Origin of the sequence: Aeromicrobium sp. IC_218 (assembly GCF_004336805.1) — a bacterium.
Taxonomy (GTDB): Bacteria; Actinomycetota; Actinomycetes; order Propionibacteriales; family Nocardioidaceae; genus Aeromicrobium.
This window is the reverse complement of the sequence record NZ_SJXM01000003.1, coordinates 180,149-204,215: the sequence shown is the minus strand read 5'-3', so window position 1 is coordinate 204,215 and position 24,067 is coordinate 180,149. Positions and strand designations below refer to the sequence as shown.

Sequence of the window (24,067 nt, the reverse complement as noted above, 5' to 3'; positions counted from 1 at the left end):
CGCTGGCCACCGACGGTCCCCGCGCCGCTAGGGTCTGGCCGTGCCGATGACCCAGCGCTGCGACGAGTGCCGTGAGCTGTTCGACCCCGAGACCGAGGGCGCGTTGCTTCTGACGGTCCGCCGCGGGGTGGACGCCGACGAGTGGGACGACTCGTGGATCGTCTCGGGGAACCGTCTCGACCTGCGCTTCTGCTCGCAGGCCCACGCGGCCGAGCACCTCGCGACGCGCGAGCTCCCTCATCCCGCTCCGGAGGACGAGGACGAGGCGTGGGCGCTCTCGGACTACGTCGGCCTGATCGTCATGCTCACGTTGCTCGGCTGCGCCGGGTACGGCCTGTACGCCCTCGTGCGGACCGCCTGGGACTTGCTGCTCTAGGGCGCCGCGGCCTCGGACGCGGACGACCCCTCCGGCCGCGGGGCCGGAGGGGTCGTCGGACGGGTTCGGCCGGGCTCAGGCCTCGGCGACGGCGGCGAGCGCCTCGGGCAGCGTGAACGCGCCGGCGTAGAGCGCCTTGCCGACGATGGCGCCCTCGACGCCGGTGCCGGTGAGCGAGGCGATGGCGCGCAGGTCGTCCAGGCTCGAGACGCCGCCGGAGGCGACCACGGGCTTGTCGGTGACCTCGCAGACCTGGCGCAGCAGGTCCAGGTTCGGGCCCTGCAGGGTGCCGTCCTTGGTGACGTCGGTGACCACGTAGCGGGAGACGCCGTCGCGCTCGAGCCGCTCGAGCACCTCGAACAGGTCGCCACCGTCCTGCGTCCAGCCGCGCGCGGCCAGGGTGCGTCCGCGGACGTCCAGGCCGACGGCGATCTGGTCGCCGAAGCGGGCCACGGCGCTGGCGCACCACGCGGGGTTCTCGAGCGCGGCGGTGCCGAGGTTGACGCGGCGGCAGCCGGTCGCGAGGGCGGCCTCGAGCGAGGCGTCGTCGCGGATGCCGCCGGAGAGCTCGACCTTGACGTCCAGGCGGCCGACGACCTCGGCGAGCAGCTCGCGGTTGGAGCCCTTGCCGAACGCGGCGTCGAGGTCGACCAGGTGGATCCACTCCGCGCCGTCGCTCTGCCACTGCAGGGCGGCGTCGAGGGGCGAACCGTACGTCGTCTCGCTGCCGAGCTCGCCCTGGACCAGGCGCACGGCCTGTCCGTCGGCGACGTCGACAGCGGGGAGGAGCTCGAGAGTCACCGGGGAATCGTACCGACCACCGCTCCCCCGCCCCGCCGCGGTGCGCGCCGTGGACGTGTCGGCGGTGACCTGGCGTCCACGCGGCCTCGGTGGCGGTGACCTGGCGTCCACACGATGCGCCTCGGTGGACGCTGGCTCACCGGCGACAGGCTCGGTGGCCGCTGACTCACCGCCACGCGAGTGGGTGACGATGTCGGCGGACGCGCCTACCGTGGCGGCATGGCCACCTTCGTGCTCGTCCGCGGGTTCTGGCTCGACGCGTCGTCCTGGCGCCACCTCGTGCCGCTGCTCGAGCAGCGCGGCCACCGGGTGCTGCTGGCCGGCCTGCCCGGCACCGGTCCCGACGACGACCGCACCGGGGTCCGGCTGGCCGACCACGTCGAGGCGGTGCTCGACGCCGTGCGCGCGGCCGACGAGCCGGTCGTGCTCGCCGGCAGCAGCTTCGCCGGACGTCTGGTGCAGGTCGTCACCGAGGAGCACCCCGAGCTCGTGCGGCTGACCGTCTACGTCGACTCGTCGCCGATGCCGCTCGACCCGTCGGGCAGCCCGGATCCGTCCGGCGACGAGGTGCCGTTCTCGTGGGACGAGCTGAGCGAGCCCGAGCAGCGCGACCTGTCCCCCGAGCTCCGCGCCGAGATCGAGCAGGCGGCGGTGCCGTTCCCCGCCCAGGTGGCGCGGGACGGGTGGGACCTCTCGGCCGGACGCCGGTTCGCGGTGCCCGCGCTGGTGGTCGCGTCCGGGTTCGACGAGGCCCAGCTCGACGAGTGGCGGCGCGACTACCCGGGTGTGGCCGCCGAGCTCGACGCCTACGACGAGCTCGAGGTCGCCTGGCTGCCGACCAGCCACTGGCCGCACCTCACCCGGCCCGACGACCTGGTCGAGATCCTGCTCGACGCGGCCGCCGAGACCGCCTGACTAGAGCGTTCCGACCCAGTTGCGCAGCAGCTGCGCGCCGGCGTCGCCGGACTTCTCCGGGTGGAACTGCGTCGCCCACAGCGGGCCGTTCTCGACCGCCGACACGAAGCGCTCCGGGCCGTACGACGTCCAGGTGACGACCGGCTGCGGGAACGCGGGCGGCGGTTCGAGCAGCCACTCGCGCACGCCGTAGGAGTGCACGAAGTAGAACGACGCGTCCTCCAGACCCTCGAACATCCGCGACCCGGCGCCGGGCTCGACGGTGTTCCAGCCCATGTGCGGCACCACGGGGGCCTGCAGCTCCTCGACGGTGCCCGGCCACTCGCCGCAGCCGTCGGCCTGCACGCCGTGCTCGATGCCCTGGGCGAACAGGATCTGCATGCCCACGCAGATGCCCATGACCGGACGGTTCGCGATGAGCCGCTTCTCGATGAGCCGCTCGCCGTCGACCTCGCGCAGGCCCTGCATGCAGGCGGCGAAGGCGCCGACGCCGGGCACCAGCAGGCCGTCGGCCTCGAGCGCGACGTCCTGGTCCGTCGTCAGCACGACCTCGGCCCCGGCGCGCTCGACGGCGCGCAGGGCCGAGCGCAGGTTGCCCGAGCCGTAGTCGAGGACGGCGACCTTCGCCGTCACAGTGCTCCCTTGGTGCTGGGCACGCCGGTCTCGCGCGGGTCGAGGGCCACCGCCTCGCGCAGCGCGCGGGCGAGGGCCTTGAACTGGCACTCGGCGATGTGGTGCGGGTCGCGGCCGGCGAGGAGGGTCATGTGCATCGTCAACCCCGCGTGGTGCGCGATCGATTCCAGGACGTGCGACGTGAGAGAGCCCACGTACTGGCCGCCGATGATCGCGGTGATCTGCCGCTCCGGCTCGCCGGCGTGCACGAAGTACGGGCGTCCCGACACGTCCACGACGCACGTGGCGATGGCCTCGTCGAGCGGGATCGTCGCGTTGCCGTAGCGCCGGATGCCCGCCTTGTCGCCGAGCGCCTCGCGCAGCGCCTCGCCGATGCAGATCGCGGTGTCCTCGACGGTGTGGTGCGCGTCGATGTGCAGGTCGCCCACGCTGCGGACCGTGAGGTCGATCAGCGAGTGGCGGCCCAGGGCCGTGAGCATGTGGTCGTAGAACCCCACGCCGGTGTCGACGTCCGTGCGGCCCGTGCCGTCGAGGTCGATCTCGACGACGACGTGGGACTCGGACGTCTTTCGCTCGATGCGAGCCGTACGGGTCATCTCGAAGCCACCTCCGTCAGTGCCTGCTTGAACGCTTCCATCTCGGCAGGCGTGCCGATCGACACGCGCAGCCATCCGTCGGGTCCAGTCTCCCGGATGAGCACACCGCGGTCCAAGACGGCCTGCCAGACGGCGTGCCGGTCGTCGAACCGGCCGAACAGCACGAAGTTGGCGTCCGACGCCGCCACCTCGAAGCCCTGCTCGGTGAGCCAGGCCCCGGTCTCGTCGCGCGTGCGGCGCAGCTGGTCGACCTGGCCGAGCAGCTCCTCACGGTGACGCAGCGCCGCGACCGCCGTGGCCTGCGAGACCGCCGACAGGTGGTACGGCAGGCGCACGATGCGCAGCGCGTCGATGATCGCGGGGTCGGCGGCCACGTAGCCGAGCCGGCCGCCGGCCAGGGCGAACGCCTTGCTCATCGTGCGCGTCACCAGCAGCCGCGGGAACTCGGCGAGCAGCTCCAGCGCGCTGGGCACCCCGTCGCGGCGGAACTCGGCGTAGGCCTCGTCCACCACCACGACGCCGGGCGCCGCCTCCAGGACGGCGCGCGTGTGCGCCGGGTCGAGCGCGGTGCCGGTCGGGTTGTTCGGGCTGGTCAGCACCACGACGTCCGGCTGCTCGGCCTCGATGAGCGCCAGCGCGGCGTCGACGTCGATGCCGAAGTCGTCACGCCGGCGTCCAGCCACCCAGCGGGTGTGGGTGTTGCGGGCGTACTCGGGGTACATCGAGTACGTCGGCGCGAACGACAGCGCCGTGCGGCCGGGGCCGCCGAACGCCTGCAGCACCTGCTGCATGACCTCGTTCGAGCCGTTGGCCGCCCACACGTGCGCGGACGTCAGGCCGTGGCCGAGGTAGTCGGCCAGTCCCTCGCGCAGGGCCGTGGCCTCGCGGTCGGGGTAGCGGTTCAGGCCGAGGGCGACCTCGCGCACGGCGGCGGCGATGTCGTCCGCGGCCGCGTCGCTCGGGCCGTACGGGTTCTCGTTGGTGTTCAGCTGCACCGGGACGTCGAGCTGCGGGGCGCCGTACGGCTCCTCGTCACGCAGCTCGTCGCGCAGCGGCACCCAGTCCGGGACGCTCATCGCGCGGTCACCGCGCCGTACGGACACTGACGGCGGCACCGTGACCGGGCAGGTCCTCGGCCTCGGCGAGCGTCACGACGTGGTGGCCGACCTCGCGCAGCGCGGCCTCGGTGTACGTGACGACCTGGACGTTCTTGCAGAACGCCCGCACCGACAGGCCCGAGGAGTGGCACGCGCAGCCGGCCGTGGGCAGCACGTGGTTCGAGCCGGCCGCGTAGTCACCGAGCGAGACCGGTGCGAACGGGCCGACGAAGACGGCCCCGGCGTTGACGACGCGCGCGGCGTCCGCAGCGGCGTCGCGGGTCTGCACCTCGAGGTGCTCGGCGGCGTAGGCGTTGGCCACCTCGACGCCCTGGTCGGTGTCGCGCACGAGCACGACGCCGGACTGGCGGCCGGTCAGCGCGGTGGTGACGCGCTCGGCGTGCTTGGTCGCGGCGACCTGGGTCTCGAGCTCGGCCTCGACGGCGGCGGCCAGCGCCTCGCTGTCGGTGATGAGCACCGAGGCGGCCATGGGGTCGTGCTCGGCCTGGCTGATCAGGTCGGCGGCGACGAAGGCCGCGTCCGCGGTGTCGTCGGCGACGATCGCGATCTCGGTCGGGCCGGCCTCGGAGTCGATGGCCACCTGGCCGCGGACGAAACGCTTGGCCGCGGCGACGTAGATGTTGCCCGGCCCGGTCACCAGGTTCACCGGCGCGCACGACTCGGTGCCGTAGGCCAGCATCGCGATCGCCTGGGCGCCGCCGGCGGCGTAGACCTCGTCGACGCCGAGCAACGCGCACGCGGCCAGGATCGCCGGGTGTGGCGCTCCGCCGAACTCGGCCTGGGGCGGCGTGGCGATGGCGATGGACGGGACGCCGGCCACCTGCGCGGGCACCGTGTTCATGACGACGGTGCTGATCAGCGGCGCGAGGCCGCCGGGCACGTACAGGCCGACCCGCTGCATCGGGACGATGCGGCGCTCGACCACCGCGCCGGGCGCGACCGTCGTCGTGACGCTCTGCTCGAGCTCGGCCTCGCACGTGGCGCGCAGGCGCGTGATCGACTGCTCGAGCGCGGCGCGCACGTCGGGGTCGAGCGTGCGCAGCGCCTCAATCAGCTGCTCGGCCGGGACCCGCAGCGCCGCCGGGCGGACGCCGTCGAAGCGCTCCCCCAGCGCCAGCACGGCCTCGTCGCCCTCGGCGCGCACCTGCTCGCAGATGCCCGCGACGGCCTGCAGCGCATGGTCGATTTCCACCTCGCCGCGCGGGACGGCGGCGGCGTACTCGCGGGGGTCGTCGACGGGACGCAGGTCGATCTGTCGCAGGAAGGGCACCGGTCGATCCTACCGGGGCCGCCGCGGGCCCTCGTCCCTCGCTCGACGCGATGGACGCCGGCCCGCGGCGCGGGCTCAGCGGCGGATCTTGCCCGTGACGCGGATCGTCACCGTGCGGGTCACGTGGTCCTTCGCCCGGCCGGTGATCCGCACCGAGATCCGCCGGCCGCGGTCCTTGGCCACGAGCCGGTAGGTCGACCGGGTCGCCCCCTTGATCACGCGGCCGTTGCGCAGCCACTGGTAGGTCGACCGGGTGCTGCGTGGCGTCCACCGCACGGACGCCCGCAGGCGGGAGCCGACCTTCGCCGTGCCCTTCACCGCCGGGCTCTTCGCCACCAGGACGCCCTGGACCCGGCCCGTGGCACCGGACACGACCGTGCGGGTGACGTAGCCGGCCTTGGTGCCCGTGACGCGCACGCGCAGCTGGGCACCGACGTCACGGGTCGTGGGCGCGTACGTGCGCTGGCGCGCGCCGGCGATCGGGGTGCTGCCCCGCAGCCACTGGTAGGACAGCGCCACCGGCCCAGGGCCCCACGCCCGCGGCGTCGCCGTCAGCCGGGAGCCGACGCGCGGCGTCCCCTGCACCGCAGTGGTTCCGGCCGACAGACGTCCACCCGGGCAGGCGTAGACCGTGGCCTGACGGACGTACCAGCCCTGCTCGAAGCCGCTGTCGTCCACGCTCAGCGCCAGGGCGAGGTCGACGGTGCCGGACCCGCTCGGACGCAGGCCGGTGAGGTCGAGCCGGCTGGACGTCCAGCCGCGGCTGGAACCGGCGAAGCCGACCACGTCACTGCCGGCCAGCACGCCGCCCGGACCGTTGACCCAGCGCGACGCGGCCAGGGTGTCAGGGCTGGACGTGTCGACGATCCCGCCGTCGTAGTGGGCGCCGGTGTCGGCGTCGGTCTCGAAGGCGTACCAGTGCTCCAGGAACAGGTACGTGCGCTTCTGCGGGTCCAGCCGGACGCCCCGCGTGATGAGCGGCACGGTTCCCTGGCCGATCGCCGCGTAGTCGTCGGCGTACCAGGCCGTCTCCCCCGGCGCCGGCACGGCGAACGACGGGTCCCGGGGAACCTGCTGCCACACGTCCGGTGCCGGGCTCGCGAAGTCCTTCAGCGTGCGGACGACCGACGGCCGGGCGCCGTCGGGGCAGGTCATCGACGCGGACGGGTCCTTGCCCAGCGCGGCCGGCCGCTTCGCGAGCTGCGTCGCAGCGACGGCCTTCTGCACCTGTGAGCAGTCGCCGGTGGTGAAGCCGTGGGTGCCGACCAGTCGCTGGCACGCCGAGACGAGCGTGCGGCCGAGCGCGGCGTAGTCGCTGGCGCTGCCGAGCGAGCGGATGGTGTCGAGGTAGAGCAGCAGGGTCTTGGCCCGCGTCGGGTCGCCCGCGTCGATGCCGGTGATCGTCTGGCCGCCGAAGCTGCCGCCCTGCGAGACGAGGTAGGCGGTCTTGTTGCCCACGCCGCTGTTGACGTGGACGCCCTCGGCGTCGTCCGGCGTCGTGTGCCAGCTCGGGCTCGCGGTCGAATCGGGGTCGCCCGTCACCGACGGGTCGCTCATGCTGCGGATCGCGCCGCCGGGCAGGTCCTCGCCCAGGTGCCAGTCCGTGTCGTCGTCGGTGCCCTGGCGCTGGTCGAGCAGCTCGCCGACGACGTCGGCCATCGACTCGTTGATCGCGCCGGGCTGGCCGAAGTAGAACAGGTTGGACGTGTGCTGCACGAAGCCGTGCGTCATCTCGTGGCCCACCACGTCGTCGGCGGCCGCGTAGTCCTGGCCGTAGAGCATCTGGCTGCCGTTCCAGGCGGCGTTGACCCACGGGCAGGGCTCCTGCTGCTCCGCCGGGAGCGTGGGGTCCTCGGGCTCGCAGAACCGCACGGTCGACGCCAGGCGCGACCCGCCCTCCACCGTCGACAGCATCGCGGCCAGGTCGACGCCGGCCGACTCGTAGAGCGCGGCGACCTCGCCCGCGTGCTCGTAGGCCTGGTCGACGTCGGTCCGGCCGGTCGCCGGCTGCCCCTCCTGGCGGGCGAAGCCGGACGTGCAGGACGCGGCGGCGCCCCGGACGTTGGCCGCGTCGCAGACCACCCGGTCGAGGTGCTGGACGAGGTCCACGACACGGACGACACCGCCGGTGCGGTCGTCGACGTAGACGTGGCGGCGGACGTCGAGCCCGTTGCCGACCTCGACCTCCCACGCGGTGGCCGCACCGGCCGGCAGCTCGAACAGGGTCGGGTCGAGCACCACGCGACGGGCCGAGACCACCCGGACGCCGTCAGTGTGCTTGCGCACGACGGCGAGGGCGCGGGCCTCGGCGTCCGCGCGACCGACCTTCGGGCCGGTGACGTCGGGCACGTCCACGACGCTGGCCTGGACGCTCGCCAGCGACCGGTCACCCTCGAGCACCATGACGACCTCGCCGCCCAGCACCGGCAGGCCCTCGGCCTGCTGCTGGGAGCGGACGACGTCCCCGCCGGACGCCAGCGGCGTCGTGGCCACGACCTCGAAGTCGGTGGCGTCCTCGACCCCGAGGTCGGCACCGTAGCGGTCCAGGTGGGCGCGGGCCGCAGAGCGCGGCGAGGTGCTCGACCGGACCCGCGGGTTGTCGAGGCTGTCGCCGGCCCGGGTCGAGGCGAAGACCCGGCCGCCACGGTCGCGCTGGACCTCCACCGGCCCGTCCGCGTCGCTGGTGAGCGGGTCGGACGCCTGCGCGGTGCTCGGCACGAGGGCCAGGCTCGAGGCGGCCAGGACCAGGGCGACGGCGCGGGCCAGGGCGGAGGACGGCATGGGATTCCCTTCGGAGTCGAGCGACACGACCTTAGTCGGGCCTGGCGCGGTCGGTCTCCGGATCGACCGGATCGGACGTCGCTAGGGTGACGCCCATGGCTTCGGGCACCCCCGCGACCGCGCTGCTGACGCGCCTGGGCATCGACTTCACCGAGCGTCCCTACGACCACGACCCGCGCGCCGAGTCGTACGGCCTGGAGGCCGCCGAGGCGCTCGGCGTCGATCCCGACCGGGTGTTCAAGACACTCATGGTCGACGTCGACGGCGAGCTGTGCGTGGGCGTGGTGCCGGTGTCCGGCTCGCTGGACCTCAAGGCGATGGCCGCCGCGCTCGGCGGCAAGAAGGCGCAGATGGCCGACAAGGCCGCCGCCCAGCGCGCCACCGGCTACGTCCTGGGTGGCATCTCCCCCGTCGGCCAGAAGAAGGCGCACCGCACCGTGCTGGACGAGACGGCCGAGCTGCACGACACCGTGCTCGTCTCGGGCGGACGCCGCGGGCTCGACATCGAGCTGTCGCCGGCGGACCTGCAGCGCGTGACCGACGCGGTGCTGGCCGACGTCGCCCGCTGACTAGCGCGGGACGGGCACCTCGGGCGCGGTCTCGGGCTCGCGGTCGCCGACGGCGGTCGCGGCCAGCAGCCCGACCAGGCCGGCGGCCGCCCACACCACGGTGGGCACGACGTTGCCGATGCCCAGCTGCTGCGGCACGGTGTCGCCGGCGGCCAGGCCGGTGAGGGTCGCCGCGTCGGGCGGGCCCAGTACGCGCCCGACCGCGTACGCGACCGCGGCGGCGACCAGGCTGGCGATGATCGTCACAGCCACGCCGCGCGGCCCCGGCACACGACGTGCGACCAGGACGCCGAGCGGCGCGCACAGCACCACGCCGACGCCGAGGTAGAGCACGACGACGTCGATCGCCGCGGTGGCGGCGCTCTCGGTCAGGACGATGCCCTGGTCACGCACCTCGAGCCGCGCCGGGTCGGCCAGGCCCGCCCAGACCGCGCCGCCGAGGGCACCGAGCAGCACGGCGAGGACCAGCAGGCTCGCGACGGGACGGCGCCTCATGACAGGCAGCTCGGGCCGAGGAGCTCCTTGAGGTCCGCGATCAGCGACGACGACGGCGTCACCCGCAGGCCCCGATCGAGCCGCATGAGCTTGGTGCCCTGCGCGCTCTGCAGGCGCAGGTGGACCTCGGCGGTGCCCGGGTAGGAGCCCAGCACGTGCTTGAACTGGGCGATCGTGTCCTGGGTGCAGCGGGCGACCGGCAGCGTGACGACGATCGGACCCTCCGAGCCGCTCGTGCTGAGCGTCGGCTGGGTCACCTCCATCGCGCTGACCTCCAGGCCCTCGTCCTTGCGCTTGACCCGGCCCTTGACCACGACGATCGCGTCCTGCACGAGCGACTGGCCGGCCAGCGTGTACGCCGAGGGGTAGACGAGCACGTCGATCGCACCTTCGAGGTCCTCCAGGGTGACGATCGCCCAGGTGTCGCCCTTCTTGGTCATGCGCTTGGACACCGCGCTCACCAGGCCGCACAGCCGCACGGTGGAGCCGTCCGGGCGGTCGGCGTCGGCGTTCAGCTCACCGATCGTGCAGTCGCTGCTGGCGCGCAGCACGTGCTCGAGGCCGAGCAGCGGGTGGTCGGACACGTACAGGCCGAGCATGTCGCGCTCGTAGGCCAGCAGCTGGGTCTTGTCCCACTCGGGGATCGTCGGGACGGTGATCGTGACGCCAGCGAGCTCGTCGTCGGTGCCGCCGAACAGCGAGTCCTGGACGTCCGAGCCCTTCTTGAGCACGCCGTACTGGTCGACGGCGTCCTCGGCGATGGTGACGAGCGCGCGGCGCTGGTGCCCCATGGAGTCGAACCCGCCCGCCTTGATCAGCGAGTCGACCACGCGCTTGTTGCAGACGCGGTCGGGCACCTTCTGCAGGAAGTCGGTGAACGACGTGAACGCGCCCTTGTCCTCGCGGGTCGCGACGATCTCGGCCACGACGTTCTCGCCGACGTTGCGGATGGCGGCGAGGCCAAAGCGGATGTCGGTGCCGACGGAGGCGAAGTTGGCGACCGAGTCGTTGACGTCCGGCGGCAGGACCTTGATGCCCATGCGGCGGCACTCGTTGAGGTAGACCGCCGACTTGTCCTTGTCGCCGCGGACGCTGGTGAGCAGCGCGGCCATGTACTCGGCCGGGTAGTTGGCCTTGAGGTAGGCCGTCCAGTACGAGACGACGCCGTAGGCGGCCGAGTGCGCCTTGTTGAAGGCGTAGTCGGAGAAGGGCAGCAGGATCTCCCACAGCGTGGTGATCGCCTTCTGCGAGTAGCCGCGCTCGAGCATGCCGGCCTGGAAGCCGGCGTACTGCTTGTCGAGCTCGGACTTCTTCTTCTTGCCCATGGCGCGGCGCAGGTTGTCGGCCTGTCCGAGCGAGAACCCGGCCAGCACCTGGGCGATCGCCATGACCTGCTCCTGGTAGACGATCAGGCCGTACGTCTCGCCGAGGACGTCCTTGAGCGGCTCCTCCAGCTCGGGGTGGATCGGGTCGATGTTCTCGCGCCCGTTCTTGCGCCGGGCGTACTTGTTGTGCGAGTCCGCGCCCATGGGGCCCGGCCGGTAGAGGGCGCCGACGGCGGAGATGTCGGCGAACTTGTCCGGCTTCATGCTGCGCAGCAGGGCGCGCATCGGGCCGCCGTCCAGCTGGAAGACGCCGAGCGTGTCACCGCGCGAGAGCAGGTCGAAGGTCGGCTGGTCGTCGAACGGGAGGTCCTCGAGGACGACCTCCTCGTCGCGGTTCGCCTTGATGTTGACCAGGGCGTCGTCGAGCACCGTGAGGTTGCGCAGGCCCAGGAAGTCCATCTTGACCAGGCCCAGCGACTCGCACATGGGGTAGTCGAACTGGGTGATGATCGCGCCGTCCTGCTCGCGCTTCATGATCGGCACGATGTCGACGAGCGGCTCGCTGGACATGATGACGCCGGCGGCGTGGACGCCCCACTGGCGGATCAGGCCCTCCAGGCCCTTGGCCGTCTCGACCACGGTGCGGACGTCGGCGTCCTGCTCGTAGAGCGCGCGGAACTCCGCGCCGTCGCCGTAGCGCTTGTGGTCGGGGTTGAACAGGTCGCCCAGCGGGACGCCCTTGCCCATGATGTCCGGCGGCAGCGCCTTGGTGATGCGCTCGCCCATCGCGAACGGGTAGTCGAGCACGCGGCTGGCGTCCTTGACCGCCTGCTTGGACTTGATCCGTCCGAAGGTGGCGATCTGCGCGACGCGGTCGCTGCCGTACTTGTTGGAGACGTACTGGATGACCTCGCCGCGACGACGCTCGTCGAAGTCGATGTCGAAGTCGGGCATCGAGGGACGCTCGGGGTTGAGGAACCGCTCGAAGATCAGGCCGTGCTCGATCGGGCACAGGTCGGTGATGCGCAGCGCGTAGGCGGCGATCGAGCCGGCGCCCGAGCCACGGCCCGGCCCCACGCGGATGCCGTTGTCCTTGGACCAGTTGATGAAGTCGGCGACCACCAGGTAGTAGCCGCAGTAGCCCTTGGTGCGGATGACGTCGAGCTCCATCTCGACGCGGGCGCGGACCTCGTCGGTCAGCCGCTCGCCGGGGTACCGCTGCTCGATGCCGGCCCAGACCTCCTTGACGAACCAGGACTCCTCGGTCTCGCCGTCCGGCACGTCGGCGCGCGCCATGTAGCCGCCGGTCGACTCGGTGAACTCGACCTCGCACCGCTCGGCGATGAGCAGCGTGTTGTCGCACGCCTCCTTGAGGCCGTGCTTGTCCTCCCACAGCTCGCGCATCTCGGCCGGGGACTTGATGTAGTAGTCCTGGCTGTCGAACTTGAACCGGTTCGGGTCGGAGAGGTTGCTGCCGGACTGGACGCACAGGAGCGCCTCGTGCGCCTTGTACTCCTCGGGGTGGGAGTAGTGCGAGTCGTTGGTCGCGATCGGCGGGAGGTCGAGGTCCTTCATGAGGCGCATGAGGCCGTCACGCACCCGCGTCTCGATGCTCAGACCGTGGTCCATGAGCTCGAGGAAGAAGTTGTCCTTGCCGAAGATCTCGCGGAACTCCGCGGCGCTCTCGCGCGCCTTCTCGTAGTTGCCGATGCGCAGCCAGGTCTGGATCTCGCCCGACGGACAGCCGGTGGTGCCGATGAGGCCCTTGGCGTGCTCAACCAGCAGCTCACGGTCGGCGCGCGGCTTGTAGTAGTAGCCCTCGAGGCTGGACCGGCTGGAGATGCGGAACAGGTTGTGCATGCCCTCGGTGGACTGCGCCAGCAGCGTCATGTGCGTGTAGGCGCCACCGCCGGAGACGTCGTCTCCCCCGCCCTTGTTCCACTGCACCCGCTTCTTCTCGCTGCGGTGGGTGTTGGGCGTGAGGTAGGCCTCCATGCCGATGATCGGCTTCACGCCGGCCTTCTTGGCCTGGGCGTAGAAGTCGTAGGCGCCGTGCACGTTGCCGTGGTCGGTCATCGCGATCGCCGGCATCTCGAGCTGCGCGGTGCGCTCGAACATCTGCCCCAGGCGCGCCGCCCCGTCGAGCATCGAGTACTCCGTGTGGACGTGCAGGTGCACGAAGGACGAGTCGCTCGGCATGGGTGCGAGGGCCTCCTCAGGCAGGGACGAACGACGGCACGCAGGGCGTGTGCCGGGGCGCTTCGGGGAAGGGCTCCAGCCTACGTCAGGGCACCGACGAGATCGGCAGGCGCGCCCCGCTCACCGCGACGTCGACAGCCGGTACTGGCGGATCGACAGCGGCACGAAGACCACGAGGATCAGCACCACCCAGATCAGCGTGTACAGGACCGGGTTCTGCATGCTCCAGACGTCCGGGACGGGCACCGCGTCGCTGGTGTTGCCGAACAGCTCGCGGACCGCCTGGGTCAGCGACGAGACCGGGTTCCACTCCACGAACGTCTGCAGCCCGCTCGGGAACGACTCCAGCGGCACGAACGCGTTGGAGACGAAGGTCAGGGGCATGATGACGATGAACGAGGCGTTGTTGATCACCTCGACGCTCGGCACCAGCAGGCCGACGTAGCCCATCACCCAGCTGATCGCGTAGGCGAAGACGATGAGCAGCAGGAACGCACCCAGCGCCTCGAGCATCGACTCGCGGATGCGCCAGCCGACCAGCAGGCCGGTCAGCGCCATGATGATGAGCGACAGCACGTTGTAGACGATGTCGGACGCCGTGCGGCCGACCAGCACCGCCGAGCGCGACATGGGCAGCGACCGGAACCGGTCGATGATGCCCTTCTGCATGTCCTCGGCCAGGCCCGCGCCGGTGAACGTGGCGCCGAACACCACGGTCTGGGCGAAGATGCCGCCGATGAGGAACTCGCGGTAGTTCACGCCGCCGCCCGGGTCGATCGCGCCGCCGAAGACGTACGCGAACAGCAGCACGAACATGATCGGCGAGAGCAGGACGAAGACCAGGATCTCCGGCACGCGCTTGATCTTGATCAGGTTGCGCTTGGCCACGACCCAGCCGTCGGTGGCGACGCGGACGGCACTCATCGGGCCACCTCCTCGGTCTCGGTGCGGGCTTCCTCGTCGGCGATCTCCTCCGCCGGACGTCCGGTGAGGGTCAGGAACACGTCGTCCAGCGTGGGCCGCCTCAGGCCGACGTCGAGCACGTCGACCCCGGCGCGGCGCAGTCCCTCGAGGACGGTCATGAGCCGGCCGGCGCCGTCGCCCTCGACCGCCGCGGTGACCCCGCGTCCGTTCTCGTCGGTCTGCACCTCGCCGAGCGCGACCGTGGCCAGCACCTGCGCCGCGTCGCCGCGCCGGGCGGGATCGGCGACGACGACCTCGATGCGCTCACCGCCGGTCTGCGCCTTGAGCTCGTCGGCGGTGCCCTGGGCGATCGCCCGGCCGTGGTCGATGACGACGATGTCGTCGGCGAGCAGGTCGGCCTCCTCCAGGTACTGCGTGGTCAGCAGCAGCGTGGCCCCGGACGAGACGAGGTCGCGGATGACCGACCACATCTGCTGGCGGCTGCGCGGGTCGAGACCGGTGGTGGGCTCGTCGAGGATGAGCACGGGCGGCTCGGCGACGAGCGCCCCGGCCAGGTCGAGCCGGCGCCGCATGCCGCCGGAGTAGGTCTTGGCCGGGCGGTCGCCCGCGTCGGCCAGGTCGAAGCGCTCGAGCAGCTCGCGCGCCCGGCCCCCGGCCCTGGCGCGCTTCATGCCGTATAGGCGGCCCACCATCTCGAGGTTCTCGTAGCCGGTCAGGTGCTCGTCGACGGCGGCGTACTGGCCGGACAAGCCGATGCGGCTGCGGACGCCGTCGGGGTCGGCCAGCACGTCGACCCCGGCCACCTCGGCCGAGCCGGCGTCCGGCTCGAGCAGCGTGGCCAGGATGCGCACGGCGGTCGTCTTGCCGGCGCCGTTGGGGCCGAGCAGGCCCAGCACCGTGCCCTGCGGCACGGTGAGGTCGAGGCCGGCCAGGGCCTCGACCTCCTTGTAGCGCTTCACCAGTCCCCTGGCGCGGATCATGTCGGTCATCGCGGACTCCTCGTGGTCTGCGTCACATGCTCACACCAGGGTCTGACAACCGTCGAGGACGGTTGCGCCACCCACTCACCGCAGGGGCGTCAGACCTGCTCGTACGACGACAGGAAGCTGCCCAGACGCTGGATCGCCTCGGCCAGGTCGCGCGCCCACGGCAGGGTCACGATGCGCAGGTGGTCGGGGTCGGGCCAGTTGAACCCGGTGCCCGGCGTGATGAGGATCTTCTCCTTCATCAGCAGGTCGAGCGCGAGCTGCTGGTCGTCCTTGACCGGGTACATCTCGCGGTCCAGCCGCGGGAAGGCGTACAGCGCGCCGCGCGGCGCCACGACGCTCACGCCGGGGATCTTGCGCAGCTCGTTCACCGCGGTGTCGCGCTGCTCGAGCAGGCGTCCGCCGGGCAGGATGAGCTCCTTGATCGACTGGTAGCCGCCGAGCGCGACCTGGATCGCGTGCTGGGCCGGCACGTTCGGGCACAGCCGCATGGACGCCAGCAGGTTGACGCCCTCGAGGTAGCTGGACGCGTGGTCGGTCGGGCCCGACACGACCATCCAGCCCGCGCGGTAGCCGCACACGCGGTACGCCTTGGACAGGCCGTTGAAGGTGAGCGTCATGACGTCCGGCGCGACGCTCGCGAGCGGCACGTGCTCGGCGTCGTCGTACAGGATCTTGTCGTAGATCTCGTCGGCCATGAGCACGAGGCCGTGCTTGCGCGCGAGCTCGGCGATGCCCTCGAGCGTCTGGCGCGAGTAGACGGCGCCGGTCGGGTTGTTCGGGTTGATGACCACGATCGCCTTGGTGCGATCGGTGATCTTGGACGCGAGGTCCTCGAGGTCGGGGTTCCAGCCGTTGTCCTCGTCGCAGCGGTAGTGCACGGGACGTCCGCCGGCCAGGTTCGTCACCGCGGTCCACAACGGGTAGTCCGGCACCGGGATGAGCACCTCGTCGCCGTTGTCGAGCAGCGCCTGGAGCGCGATCGAGATCAGCTCCGAGACGCCGTTCCCCAGCCAGACGTCGTCGATGTCGAGGGCCGGGAAGCCGTCCTGCAGCTGGTAGTGATGCACGACCGCACGACGGGCCGACAGGATGCCGCGCGAGTCGGAGTAGCCCTGGGCGACCGGCAGGGCGGCGATGACGTCCTGCAGGATCTCGGCGGGCGCGTCGAACCCGAACGGCTGCGGGTTGCCGATGTTGAGCTTGAGGATGCGGTGGCCCTCGGCCTCCAGCTGGGCGGCTCGGGCGCTGACCGGTCCGCGGATGTCGTAGAGGACGTCCCTCAGCTTCTCGGACTGCTGCAGCGCACGGGTCATGCGCCTCATTGTCGCACTGCGCACCCGTCCCCCGGGCAGGACGTGCGTCACGTCCCCCGAGCCCGGCGGGTCACCCCCGCTGCTCGGTCCCGTTCACGCTGAGTGTGACGTTTCGGGGCTCCAGCGGTCGATCCGACCCCCGGAGCGTCACGCTCAGCGGGGACGGATGTGGACGCAGCACGGTGCCCCGAGGCTCTCCCGGGTGACGCTTCGACGATGGACGACCCCCTCCTCCACTCCCGTCGGACGTCCGCGGCCCTGGCGGCCGGGGCGACGCCCGACCTGCTGCGCGGTCCGTCGTGGCGACGGACCGGGCACGGCGTGGTGCGGCCGGCCGACGCCACGTCGTCCGACCTGCTGGACCACGTCGCGCGCGCCGTGGCGGTCGCCGGGCCGCACGGCGTGGTCGGCGGCTGGGCCGCGCTCGCACTGATGGGATGCGCCTGGTTCGACGGCCGCACCCCCTCCGGCCTGCGACCGGTGCTGGTGCACTGCCCTCCGGGCACGCAGGTGAGGCGTCGCGCTGGGATCGAACCGTTCCGCGGGCTGCTCCATCCCGACGAGGTCGTCCACCTCCAGGCATACCGGGTCACGTCGCTCGCCCGTGCCGTGTTCGACGAGATGCGGGCCGCGCGCGACCTCCGTGCCGCCGTCGTGGCGCTCGACATGGCGGTCTCGTCCACGTCCGGCCTGCCGCACACGACGTTGCGCCGGGTGCGCTCCGTGGTGGACGCACACCACAAGGTCCGCGGCCTGGTGCAGGCGCGGCGGGCACTCGATCTCGGCAGCGAGCGCTCCTGCAGTCCGTGGGAGACACGCACGCGCCTGGTGGCCGGGCTGGACGCGGACCTCGGACGACTGGAGGTCAACGTGCCCGTCTTCGACCTCGCGGGCACGCTGCTCGGGGTGGTGGACCTGCTGGACCGGCGACGCGGGCTCGTCGTGGAGGTCGACGGTGACCACCACCGCGAGCGCGAGCAGCACGCGCAGGACAACCGGCGCGAGGAACGGCTGGAGCAGGCCGGGCTCGTGGTCGTCCGGGTGTCCGCCTTGGACCACCGCGACCGACCCGCCTTGGTGCGCCGGCTCCGTCGCGCCGCGGGACACGCCGCACGGACGGGTCCCGGCACCTGGACGACGCTGCAACCCGCCTGGTGGCACGCGTGGCCCGGCGCCCGAGCCTGGACGTGACCGTCCCGCTGAGTGTGACGTTTCAGGGCTCCCACGGCCCGATCCACCCCCGAAACGTCACACTCAGCGCGAAGGCGAGCGGACGCGATGGGTGACCTAGTCCAGGCTGCGGACGCGGTCGAGCGCCTGCTGCAGGTCGTCCGGGTAGGTCGACTCGAACTCGACGTACTCGTTGGTGCGCGGGTGCAGGAAGCCGAGCTTCACCGCGTGCAGCCACTGCCGCTCCAGGCCCACCTTGCGGGCCAGCACGGGGTCGGCGCCGTACTGCAGGTCACCGACGCACGGGTGCTTGATCGCGCTCATGTGCACGCGGATCTGGTGGGTGCGGCCGGTCTCGAGCTTGATCGTCAGCAGGGACGCGTAGCGGTGCGCCTCGAGCGTGTCGTAGTGCGTGATGCTCGGACGTCCGTCGGCCTTCACCGTGAACTTGAAGTCGTGCTTGGGGTGACGCGCGATGGGTGCGTCGATCGTGCCGGTGTGCGGGTCCGGGTGGCCCTGGACGAGCGAGTGGTACGTCTTGTCGACGGTGCGGGTGCGGAAGGCCTGCTTCATCACCGTGTACGCGTGCTCGGACTTGGCCACGGCCATGAGCCCGCTCGTGCCGACGTCGAGGCGGTGCACGATGCCCTGGCGCTCGGGGGCGCCGGACGTCGAGATCCGGTAGCCCGCGGCGGCGAGGTGGCCCAGCACGGTGGGGCCCTCCCAGCCGACGCTGGGGTGGGCGGCGACGCCGATCGGCTTGTCGACCACGACGAGGTCGTCGTCGTCGTGGACGATCCGCATGCCCTCGACGGCCTGCGCGACGACCTCGGCCGTGCGCGGCGCCGGGATGGACGCTTCGAGCAGCGCGCCGGGCTCGACCCGCTCGGACTTCATCGGCGGCTGGCCGTTCAGCAGGACGTGGCCCTCGGCGACCAGCTCGCTCGCGCGGGTGCGCGACAGGCCGAGCAGCCGGGCCAGGGCGGCGTCGACGCGCTCGCCGGCCAGGCCCTCGGGGACGCGCAGGACCTTGTGCTCCATGGGGGTGGTCATGCGTCGTCCTCGACCTTCTGGCCGTCCAGGCCGACTCCGCGCAGGGTGCGCCACACGATGATCACGGCGGCGAACGTCAGCGCGACGTCCGCGACGTTGCCGACGAACGGACCGTAGTCCAGGAAGTCCACGACGTGGCCGCGCAGGACGGCCGGCTCACGCAGGATGCGGTCGGTCAGGTTGCCGATCGCGCCGCCGAGCAGCAGGCCCAGGCCGATCGCCCAGCCGCGGTCGCGCAGCCGGGACGCCGCGCGGACGACCACGACGGCCACCGCGACGGCGACGATGCTGAGCACGACGGTCATGGAGGTGCCCATGCCGAAGGCGGCGCCGGGGTTGCGCACGAACGTCAGGTTCAGCACCGGGGGCAGCACCTCGATCGAGGGCTCGCCCTGCAACCGGTCCACCGCCCACAGCTTGGTGAGCTGGTCGATCACCCACACGCCGAGGGCGACGAGGGTGAAGGTCAGGACGTATGGTCGCGATCCGGGGCCGTCCTCGGCCGGGGTCAGCGACGCTCCTCGCGCTGCTTCCATGTCAGGGCGAGTCTCCCACACGCCGCACAGCCCTCCGGCCGCGTCAGCCGCCGGGGTCGGCGGAGGCGCCGCCTCACACCTGTGCCGGGTGGTCCACCTCGAGGAGCTCCAGGTCGACGACCCATCCGATGAAGGTGAGACCCCTCGGTGCGGCCCCGTCCTCCTCGTCGGACCGGTCGACCGCCACGAGCACGGATGATCCGGGGACGGGGTGGAGGAACCGTCGGTCGCCGGTGGTCGGCGCGTAGTCGCACAAGGCCCGGCTGATGCTCACGACTCGCCCCGTGCGCTCGGGAAGCTCCCCGCCGTCCTCGTGGTGCTCCTCGGCGTGGGTGATGCGGCCTGCGACCTCCGGCCCGAGCACGGCCTCGCACCACGCGAGGTCGGTCCGATCGTCGAGGAACCACGTCACCTCGTCGCCAACGGCGAACGGATCGCCGCAGCACTCCATCTGCCACGAGTCCACCCACACGACCGCGCGGTCGGCTGGGCTCAGCGACGCTCCTCGCGCTGCTTGCACGTCACGCACAGCGTGGCCCGCGGGAACGCCATCAGCCGCATCTTGCCGATCGGCTGGCCGCAGGACTCGCAGTCGCCGTACACGCCCGAGCCGAGCCGCTCGAGCGCCTTCTCGGTCTGCACCAGCAGCATCCGCTGGTTGGCGGCCAGGCTCATCTCGGAGTCGCGCTCGAGGGCGACCGAGCCCTCGTCGGCCTGGTCGCGACCGGCGCCGTCGGCACCGTCGCGCAGCAGGTCCTGCAGGTCCTGGGCGGACAGGTCCAGCTCGCGGCGCAGCCGCTCCAGGTCGTTCTGCAGCTCGGCGCGGACCTCGTCGCGCTCGGCGTCGGTCCAGGGCTCCTCGCCCTCGCGCACGGCCAGCTTCTCGGTGGGCATGCCCGGACAGTAGACCCGCCCCGGGCGCGCGACAACTCGGCGGCCCTCGGCCGTGGACGTCCAGCCGGGCGCTCCCCCGTAGACTTCCACGTCGTGACGCAGACGCCTCGGTACCGCCCCGTCCCCGCCCACGTCGACCTGCCGGCGATGGAGCGCGAGATCCTGTCGTTCTGGGACGAGAACCGGACGTTCGACGCGTCCCTGGAGGCCACCCGGGACGCCCCGCGCTGGACGTTCTACGAGGGCCCGCCGACCGCGAACGGCACGCCCGGCACGCACCACGTCGAGGCCCGCGTGTTCAAGGACGTCTTCCCCCGCTTCAAGACGATGCAGGGCTTCCACGTCGAGCGGAAGGCCGGCTGGGACTGCCACGGCCTGCCCGTGGAGATCGCGGTCGAGAAGGAGCTGGGCTTCAACGGCAAGCCCGACATCGAGGCGTTCGGCATCGCCGAGTTCAACGCCAAGTGCCGCGAGTCGGTGCTGCGCAACGTCGACCTGTTCGAGGACATGACCGAGCGCATGGCCTACTGGACCGACATGTCCGACCCGTACCGGACGATGGACAGCGAGTACGTCCAGAGCGTCTGGTGGGCGCTCAAGACCATCTTCGACAAGGGCCTGCTCAGCGAGGACTTCCGCGTCGCGCCCTACTGCCCGCGCTGCGGCACCACCCTGAGCGACCACGAGCTCGCGCAGGGCTACGAGGACGTCGTCGACCCGTCGGTCTACGTCCGCTTCCCGCTGACCAGCGGCCCGTGGGCCGGCACCCCCCTGCTGGTCTGGACGACCACGCCCTGGACGCTCGTCTCGAACACGGCCGTCGCCGTCCACCCCGACGTCGCCTACGTGCGCGCCACGAACGGCACCGAGTCCGTCGTGGTCGCCGAGCCGCTCGTGGCCAAGGCGCTCGGCGAGGGCTGGGAGGTCACCGACACGATCAGCGGCCGCGACATGGAGCGCTGGACGTACGAGCGCCCGTTCGCGCTCGTCGACTTCGACGCGGACGCCCACTTCGTCGTCCTGGCCGAGTACGTCACCACCGAGGACGGCACCGGCCTGGTGCACCAGTCCCCCGCGTTCGGCGCGGACGACATGGCGGTTGGCAAGGCGTACGGCCTGCCGGTCGTCAACCCGGTGCGCCCCGACGGCCACTTCGAGGACGACGTGCCGCTCGTCGGCGGCGTCTTCTTCAAGACCGCCGACACGACCCTGGTCGCCGACCTGGAGCAGCGCGGCCTGCTGTTCCGCGAGCTGGCCTACGAGCACGCCTACCCGCACTGCTGGCGCTGCCACACGGCCCTGCTCTACTACGCGCTGCCGGCCTGGTACGTCCGCACCACCGAGGTGAAGGACCAGCTGCTCGCCGAGAACGAGAAGACGTCCTGGTTCCCCGAGACGATCAAGCACGGTCGGTACGGCGACTGGCTCGACAACAACATCGACTGGGCGCTGTCGCGCAGCCGCTACTGGGGCACGCCGCTGCCGATCTGGCGCAACGACGCCGACCCGAGCAAGGTCGTGTGCGTCGGCTCGCTGGCCGAGCTCGGCGAGCTGGCCGGCCGCGACCTGGCCGACCTCGACCCGCACCGGCCCTACATCGACGACGTGACCTTCACCGTCGACGGCGAGGCCGGCACCTACCGCCGCGTGCCGGAGGTCATCGACGCGTGGTTCGACTCCGGCTCGATGCCGTTCGCGCAGTGGGGCTACCCGCACGTGCCGGGCTCGGCCGAGAAGCTCGAGCGCGCCTACCCCGCGCAGTACATCTGCGAGGCGATCGACCAGACCCGCGGCTGGTTCTACTCGCTCATGGCCGTCGGCACCCTGGTCTTCGAGCAGAGCTCGTACGAGAACGTCGTCTGCCTGGGCCACATCCTGGCCGAGGACGGCCGCAAGATGAGCAAGCACCTGGGCAACATCCTGCTGCCCATGCCGCTCATGGACGAGCACGGCGCCGACGCGCTGCGCTGGTTCATGGCCTGCTCGGGCTCGCCGTGGTCGGCCCGCCGCATCGGTCACAACGCGCTGGCCGAGATCGTCCGCAAGGTCATGCTGACGTACTGGAACACCGTGGCCTTCCACGTCCTGTACGCCAACACCGAGGGCTGGTCGCCGGCCACCAGCACCGCACCGGCGCCCGCCGACCGTCCGGTGCTGGATCGCTGGCTGCTGTCGCAGACCCACGAGCTCGTCGGCGACGTCACTGAGGCGCTCGAGCGCTTCGACACGCAGGCCGCCGGCTCGCTGCTCGCGACCTTCATCGACGACCTGTCCAACTGGTACGTCCGCCGCTCGCGCCGCCGCTTCTGGCGCGGCGACGCCGCGGCACTGTCGACGCTGCACGAGGTGCTGGACGTCGTCACGCGCCTGCTCGCCCCGCTCGCGCCGTTCCTGGCCGAGCGCGTCTGGCAGGACGTCGTCCGCTCCGTCGACCCGGACGCCGCGCCGTCGGTGCACCTGGCCGCGTGGCCCACGGCCGACTCCTCGCTCGCCGTCGAGGGGCTGGCCGACTCGGTCGACCTGGCTCGCCGCGTCACCGAGCTGGGCCGGGCCGCCCGCGCCGAGGCGAAGGTGCGCACGCGCCAGCCGCTGCGCCGCGCGCTCGTCCCGTCGGCCGCCTTCGCCGCCCTGGACGAGGAGCTGCGCCGCGAGGTGTGCGACGAGCTCAACGTCCGCGAGCTGGGCTCGTTCGCCGACGCCGGCGGCGACCTGGTCGACTACAGCGCCAAGGGCAACTTCCGCGTGCTCGGCAAGCGCTTCGCCAAGCGCACCCCGCTGGTCGCGAACGCGATCGCCGCGGCCGACGCCGCGGCGCTGGCCCACGCGCTGGCCGGCAGTGGCACCGCGACCGTCGTCGTCGAGGGCGAGGACGTCGAGGTGAGCGCCGAGGAGGTGCTGCTGTCGGAGCGTCCGCGCGAGGGCTGGTCGGTCGTCAACGACCAGGGCGAGACGGTCGCGCTCGACCTCGAGCTCGACGACGAGCTCCGCCGCGCCGGCCTGGCCCGCGAGGCCGTCCGGCTCGTGCAGGAGGCGCGCAAGTCGTCCGGCCTGGAGGTCAGCGACCGCATCACGCTGCGCTGGACCGCGACCGGCGAGGCCGCCGAGGCGCTGCGCGCCCACGCCGGCCTCATCGCCGACGAGGTGCTGGCCGTCTCGGTCGAGGAGTCGGCGGACGCGTCGGCGTTCCGCGACGACGAGCTGGGCCTCGCCTTCGACCTCGCCAAGGCGTGAGCACGGCGCAGCGACCGGCCGGGGACGCGCTCGTGCGCGTCCCGGCGGCGCTGCCGTCGGTGGTCGTCGTGCTGCTCGTCGGCGCGGCGTACGGGGTGCTGTTCCCCGACCGCACCGACTACGCCGGGCACTTCCTGGCCGGTGCGGGCGGCACGTACGCCCTGCTCGCGGTCGCCGCGCTCGTGCTTCCGGGACGACCTCGGGTCGTGGTCGCGCTCACCTGGCTGGCGGTCCTGCTCGGCGTCGGCACCGAGGCGACGATCTTCCGCCTCGCCGAGTTCGATCCCGTCGACCTGGCCAACCAGAGCCTGGGCGCGGTGCTCGCCGGCCTCGGCATGGTCGCGGCGGCGCCCCGCGACCGGTCCGCGCTCGTGGCCGGCGTCGCCGCGCTCGTGCTGCTGGTGGGAGGGTTCGTCCTTGCCTTCGCCTGAGCGCCTGCGCGGGCCCGTCGTGGCACTGGTCGTGACCGGCGTGCTGCTCGTCGGGATCGGCGCCTGGGCGTTCGTCGCCCGCTCCACGCTCCCCCTGTCGCTCGACGGCACGGTGACGTCCGTCGAGGTCCGTCACGAGAAGCATCCGGGCGTCGACGACGTCTGGATGGTCGCCCTCGACGACGGCCCTCCGCGTCACCTCGACCGCCGGGTCGCCCGGCTGCTCGAGCCCGGCGACGAGGTCCGCAAGGACCGGTGGTCCGGCACCGTGCAGGTGGCCGGCACGACGCACGACGTCGGCCTGAGCCGGGACGCCCGGGTCTTCCTCGGCCTGTCCCCGCTGCTCGTGCTGGCCACGGCAGGCCTCGGCGTCCTCGCGACCCGTCGCCCGCGTCGGCCGGCTCGGGCCGACCCCGTCACCGGCTGACCCGGGCCCCACCGCCCCGGA

Annotated in this window: 22 protein-coding genes; 7 read left to right on the top strand and 15 right to left on the bottom strand. The window is 72.2% G+C overall.

Annotation, left to right across the window (positions count from 1 at the left end; all coding sequences use genetic code 11):
• Positions 1-40 precede the first annotated feature (40 nt).
• The gene (locus tag E0W78_RS05090) at positions 41-376 is read left to right on the top strand and encodes a hypothetical protein (protein WP_131402770.1); all 336 of its coding nucleotides are present in this window, start codon (positions 41-43) and stop codon (positions 374-376) included.
• A 75-nt stretch (positions 377-451) separates the two neighbouring features.
• Here E0W78_RS05090 and priA read toward each other — a convergent pair whose 3' ends face one another.
• A complete protein-coding gene (gene priA, locus E0W78_RS05085) occupies positions 452-1,177 on the bottom strand; it encodes a bifunctional 1-(5-phosphoribosyl)-5-((5-phosphoribosylamino)methylideneamino)imidazole-4-carboxamide isomerase/phosphoribosylanthranilate isomerase PriA (RefSeq protein ID WP_131402769.1) in 726 nt (241 codons plus the stop codon).
• A gap of 219 nt (positions 1,178-1,396) precedes the next feature.
• Between priA and E0W78_RS05080 the strand changes: the two genes are divergently transcribed.
• Positions 1,397-2,092 (top strand): alpha/beta hydrolase, encoded by a 696-nt coding sequence (locus E0W78_RS05080; protein WP_131402768.1) that lies wholly within the window; start codon positions 1,397-1,399, stop codon positions 2,090-2,092.
• Here E0W78_RS05080 and hisH read toward each other — a convergent pair whose 3' ends face one another.
• The 5 genes from hisH to E0W78_RS05055 all read right to left on the bottom strand — a co-directional run bounded on the left by hisH (position 2,093) and on the right by E0W78_RS05055 (position 8,490).
• The gene (hisH, locus tag E0W78_RS05075) at positions 2,093-2,725 is read right to left on the bottom strand and encodes an imidazole glycerol phosphate synthase subunit HisH (protein ID WP_131402767.1); all 633 of its coding nucleotides are present in this window, start codon (positions 2,723-2,725) and stop codon (positions 2,093-2,095) included.
• Positions 2,722-3,321, bottom strand: a complete 600-nt coding sequence (hisB, locus tag E0W78_RS05070; protein WP_131402766.1) for an imidazoleglycerol-phosphate dehydratase HisB — start codon at positions 3,319-3,321, stop codon at positions 2,722-2,724. Before hisB ends, hisH begins: the two co-directional genes overlap by 4 nt.
• Positions 3,318-4,397 (bottom strand): histidinol-phosphate transaminase, encoded by a 1,080-nt coding sequence (locus tag E0W78_RS05065; RefSeq protein ID WP_131402765.1) that lies wholly within the window; start codon positions 4,395-4,397, stop codon positions 3,318-3,320. The genes hisB and E0W78_RS05065 overlap by 4 nt, the downstream gene beginning before the upstream one ends.
• Before the next feature lie 7 nt (positions 4,398-4,404).
• Positions 4,405-5,700: a histidinol dehydrogenase gene (gene hisD, locus E0W78_RS05060; protein WP_131402925.1), complete on the bottom strand. Its 1,296-nt coding sequence runs from the start codon at positions 5,698-5,700 to the stop codon at positions 4,405-4,407.
• 84 nt (positions 5,701-5,784) lie between these two features.
• The gene (locus tag E0W78_RS05055; RefSeq protein WP_131402764.1) at positions 5,785-8,490 is read right to left on the bottom strand and encodes a M4 family metallopeptidase; all 2,706 of its coding nucleotides are present in this window, start codon (positions 8,488-8,490) and stop codon (positions 5,785-5,787) included.
• Between the two features lie 95 nt (positions 8,491-8,585).
• Between E0W78_RS05055 and ybaK the strand changes: the two genes are divergently transcribed.
• A complete protein-coding gene (gene ybaK / locus E0W78_RS05050) occupies positions 8,586-9,059 on the top strand; it encodes a Cys-tRNA(Pro) deacylase (RefSeq protein ID WP_131402763.1) in 474 nt (157 codons plus the stop codon).
• Here ybaK and E0W78_RS05045 read toward each other — a convergent pair whose 3' ends face one another.
• From E0W78_RS05045 to E0W78_RS05025, 5 genes are all read right to left on the bottom strand, one after another.
• A complete protein-coding gene (locus E0W78_RS05045; RefSeq protein ID WP_131402762.1) occupies positions 9,060-9,554 on the bottom strand; it encodes a hypothetical protein in 495 nt (164 codons plus the stop codon). It abuts the gene before it with no gap.
• Positions 9,551-13,078 (bottom strand): DNA polymerase III subunit alpha, encoded by a 3,528-nt coding sequence (dnaE, locus tag E0W78_RS05040; protein ID WP_131402761.1) that lies wholly within the window; start codon positions 13,076-13,078, stop codon positions 9,551-9,553. Before dnaE ends, E0W78_RS05045 begins: the two co-directional genes overlap by 4 nt.
• Positions 13,079-13,198: 120 nt before the next feature.
• Positions 13,199-14,002: an ABC transporter permease gene (locus E0W78_RS05035; RefSeq protein WP_131402760.1), complete on the bottom strand. Its 804-nt coding sequence runs from the start codon at positions 14,000-14,002 to the stop codon at positions 13,199-13,201.
• Complete coding sequence (locus E0W78_RS05030) at positions 13,999-14,991, bottom strand: ATP-binding cassette domain-containing protein (RefSeq protein WP_131402759.1); 993 nt, start codon at positions 14,989-14,991, stop codon at positions 13,999-14,001. Before E0W78_RS05030 ends, E0W78_RS05035 begins: the two co-directional genes overlap by 4 nt.
• A gap of 89 nt (positions 14,992-15,080) precedes the next feature.
• On the bottom strand, positions 15,081-16,304 hold the full coding sequence (locus E0W78_RS05025) for a pyridoxal phosphate-dependent aminotransferase (RefSeq protein ID WP_131402758.1): 1,224 nt from the start codon (positions 16,302-16,304) through the stop codon (positions 15,081-15,083).
• A gap of 216 nt (positions 16,305-16,520) precedes the next feature.
• Between E0W78_RS05025 and E0W78_RS05020 the strand changes: the two genes are divergently transcribed.
• A complete protein-coding gene (locus E0W78_RS05020; protein WP_131402757.1) occupies positions 16,521-17,495 on the top strand; it encodes a DUF559 domain-containing protein in 975 nt (324 codons plus the stop codon).
• A gap of 96 nt (positions 17,496-17,591) precedes the next feature.
• On the opposite strand, the gene E0W78_RS05015 is transcribed toward E0W78_RS05020, so the two are convergent.
• The 4 genes from E0W78_RS05015 to E0W78_RS05000 all read right to left on the bottom strand — a co-directional run bounded on the left by E0W78_RS05015 (position 17,592) and on the right by E0W78_RS05000 (position 19,957).
• On the bottom strand, positions 17,592-18,527 hold the full coding sequence (locus E0W78_RS05015) for an RluA family pseudouridine synthase (protein WP_131402756.1): 936 nt from the start codon (positions 18,525-18,527) through the stop codon (positions 17,592-17,594).
• Positions 18,524-19,063 carry a signal peptidase II gene (lspA, locus tag E0W78_RS05010; RefSeq protein ID WP_131402755.1) on the bottom strand — a complete coding sequence of 180 codons (540 nt, stop codon included), beginning with the start codon at positions 19,061-19,063 and terminating at the stop codon, positions 18,524-18,526. The genes E0W78_RS05015 and lspA overlap by 4 nt, the downstream gene beginning before the upstream one ends.
• Positions 19,064-19,136: 73 nt before the next feature.
• Complete coding sequence (locus E0W78_RS05005; protein WP_347559430.1) at positions 19,137-19,529, bottom strand: DUF6578 domain-containing protein; 393 nt, start codon at positions 19,527-19,529, stop codon at positions 19,137-19,139.
• Between the two features lie 26 nt (positions 19,530-19,555).
• Positions 19,556-19,957 (bottom strand): TraR/DksA family transcriptional regulator, encoded by a 402-nt coding sequence (locus E0W78_RS05000; RefSeq protein ID WP_131402753.1) that lies wholly within the window; start codon positions 19,955-19,957, stop codon positions 19,556-19,558.
• Positions 19,958-20,050: 93 nt separating this feature from the next.
• On the opposite strand from E0W78_RS05000, the gene ileS reads away from it, so the two are divergent.
• The 3 genes from ileS to E0W78_RS04985 are packed head-to-tail and all read left to right on the top strand — an operon-like array spanning position 20,051 to position 24,046.
• Positions 20,051-23,188, top strand: coding sequence for an isoleucine--tRNA ligase (gene ileS / locus E0W78_RS04995; protein WP_278249420.1), 3,138 nt, complete (start codon positions 20,051-20,053; stop codon positions 23,186-23,188).
• Entirely contained in the window at positions 23,185-23,619 is a 435-nt protein-coding gene (locus tag E0W78_RS04990) for a hypothetical protein (RefSeq protein ID WP_131402752.1), read from the top strand. Before ileS ends, E0W78_RS04990 begins: the two co-directional genes overlap by 4 nt.
• On the top strand, positions 23,606-24,046 hold the full coding sequence (locus E0W78_RS04985) for a hypothetical protein (RefSeq protein ID WP_131402751.1): 441 nt from the start codon (positions 23,606-23,608) through the stop codon (positions 24,044-24,046). The genes E0W78_RS04990 and E0W78_RS04985 overlap by 14 nt, the downstream gene beginning before the upstream one ends.
• Positions 24,047-24,067 lie beyond the last annotated feature (21 nt).

What these genes read in the sequence shown, in the direction of transcription:
- lspA (WP_131402755.1), bottom strand. Translation starts at nt 19,063, where the DNA reads ATGGAAGCAGCGCGAGGAGCGTCGCTGACCCCGGCCGAGGACGGCCCC.
- ybaK (WP_131402763.1), top strand. Translation starts at nt 8,586, where the DNA reads ATGGCTTCGGGCACCCCCGCGACCGCGCTGCTGACGCGCCTGGGCATC.
- E0W78_RS05020 (WP_131402757.1), top strand. Translation starts at nt 16,521, where the DNA reads ATGGACGACCCCCTCCTCCACTCCCGTCGGACGTCCGCGGCCCTGGCG.
- dnaE (WP_131402761.1), bottom strand. Translation starts at nt 13,078, where the DNA reads ATGCCGAGCGACTCGTCCTTCGTGCACCTGCACGTCCACACGGAGTAC.
- E0W78_RS05000 (WP_131402753.1), bottom strand. Translation starts at nt 19,957, where the DNA reads ATGCCCACCGAGAAGCTGGCCGTGCGCGAGGGCGAGGAGCCCTGGACC.
- E0W78_RS05080 (WP_131402768.1), top strand. Translation starts at nt 1,397, where the DNA reads ATGGCCACCTTCGTGCTCGTCCGCGGGTTCTGGCTCGACGCGTCGTCC.
- E0W78_RS05035 (WP_131402760.1), bottom strand. Translation starts at nt 14,002, where the DNA reads ATGAGTGCCGTCCGCGTCGCCACCGACGGCTGGGTCGTGGCCAAGCGC.
- E0W78_RS05015 (WP_131402756.1), bottom strand. Translation starts at nt 18,527, where the DNA reads ATGACCACCCCCATGGAGCACAAGGTCCTGCGCGTCCCCGAGGGCCTG.
- E0W78_RS05065 (WP_131402765.1), bottom strand. Translation starts at nt 4,397, where the DNA reads ATGAGCGTCCCGGACTGGGTGCCGCTGCGCGACGAGCTGCGTGACGAG.
- E0W78_RS05055 (WP_131402764.1), bottom strand. Translation starts at nt 8,490, where the DNA reads ATGCCGTCCTCCGCCCTGGCCCGCGCCGTCGCCCTGGTCCTGGCCGCC.
- E0W78_RS05045 (WP_131402762.1), bottom strand. Translation starts at nt 9,554, where the DNA reads ATGAGGCGCCGTCCCGTCGCGAGCCTGCTGGTCCTCGCCGTGCTGCTC.
- E0W78_RS05030 (WP_131402759.1), bottom strand. Translation starts at nt 14,991, where the DNA reads ATGACCGACATGATCCGCGCCAGGGGACTGGTGAAGCGCTACAAGGAG.
- E0W78_RS05025 (WP_131402758.1), bottom strand. Translation starts at nt 16,304, where the DNA reads ATGACCCGTGCGCTGCAGCAGTCCGAGAAGCTGAGGGACGTCCTCTAC.
- hisB (WP_131402766.1), bottom strand. Translation starts at nt 3,321, where the DNA reads ATGACCCGTACGGCTCGCATCGAGCGAAAGACGTCCGAGTCCCACGTC.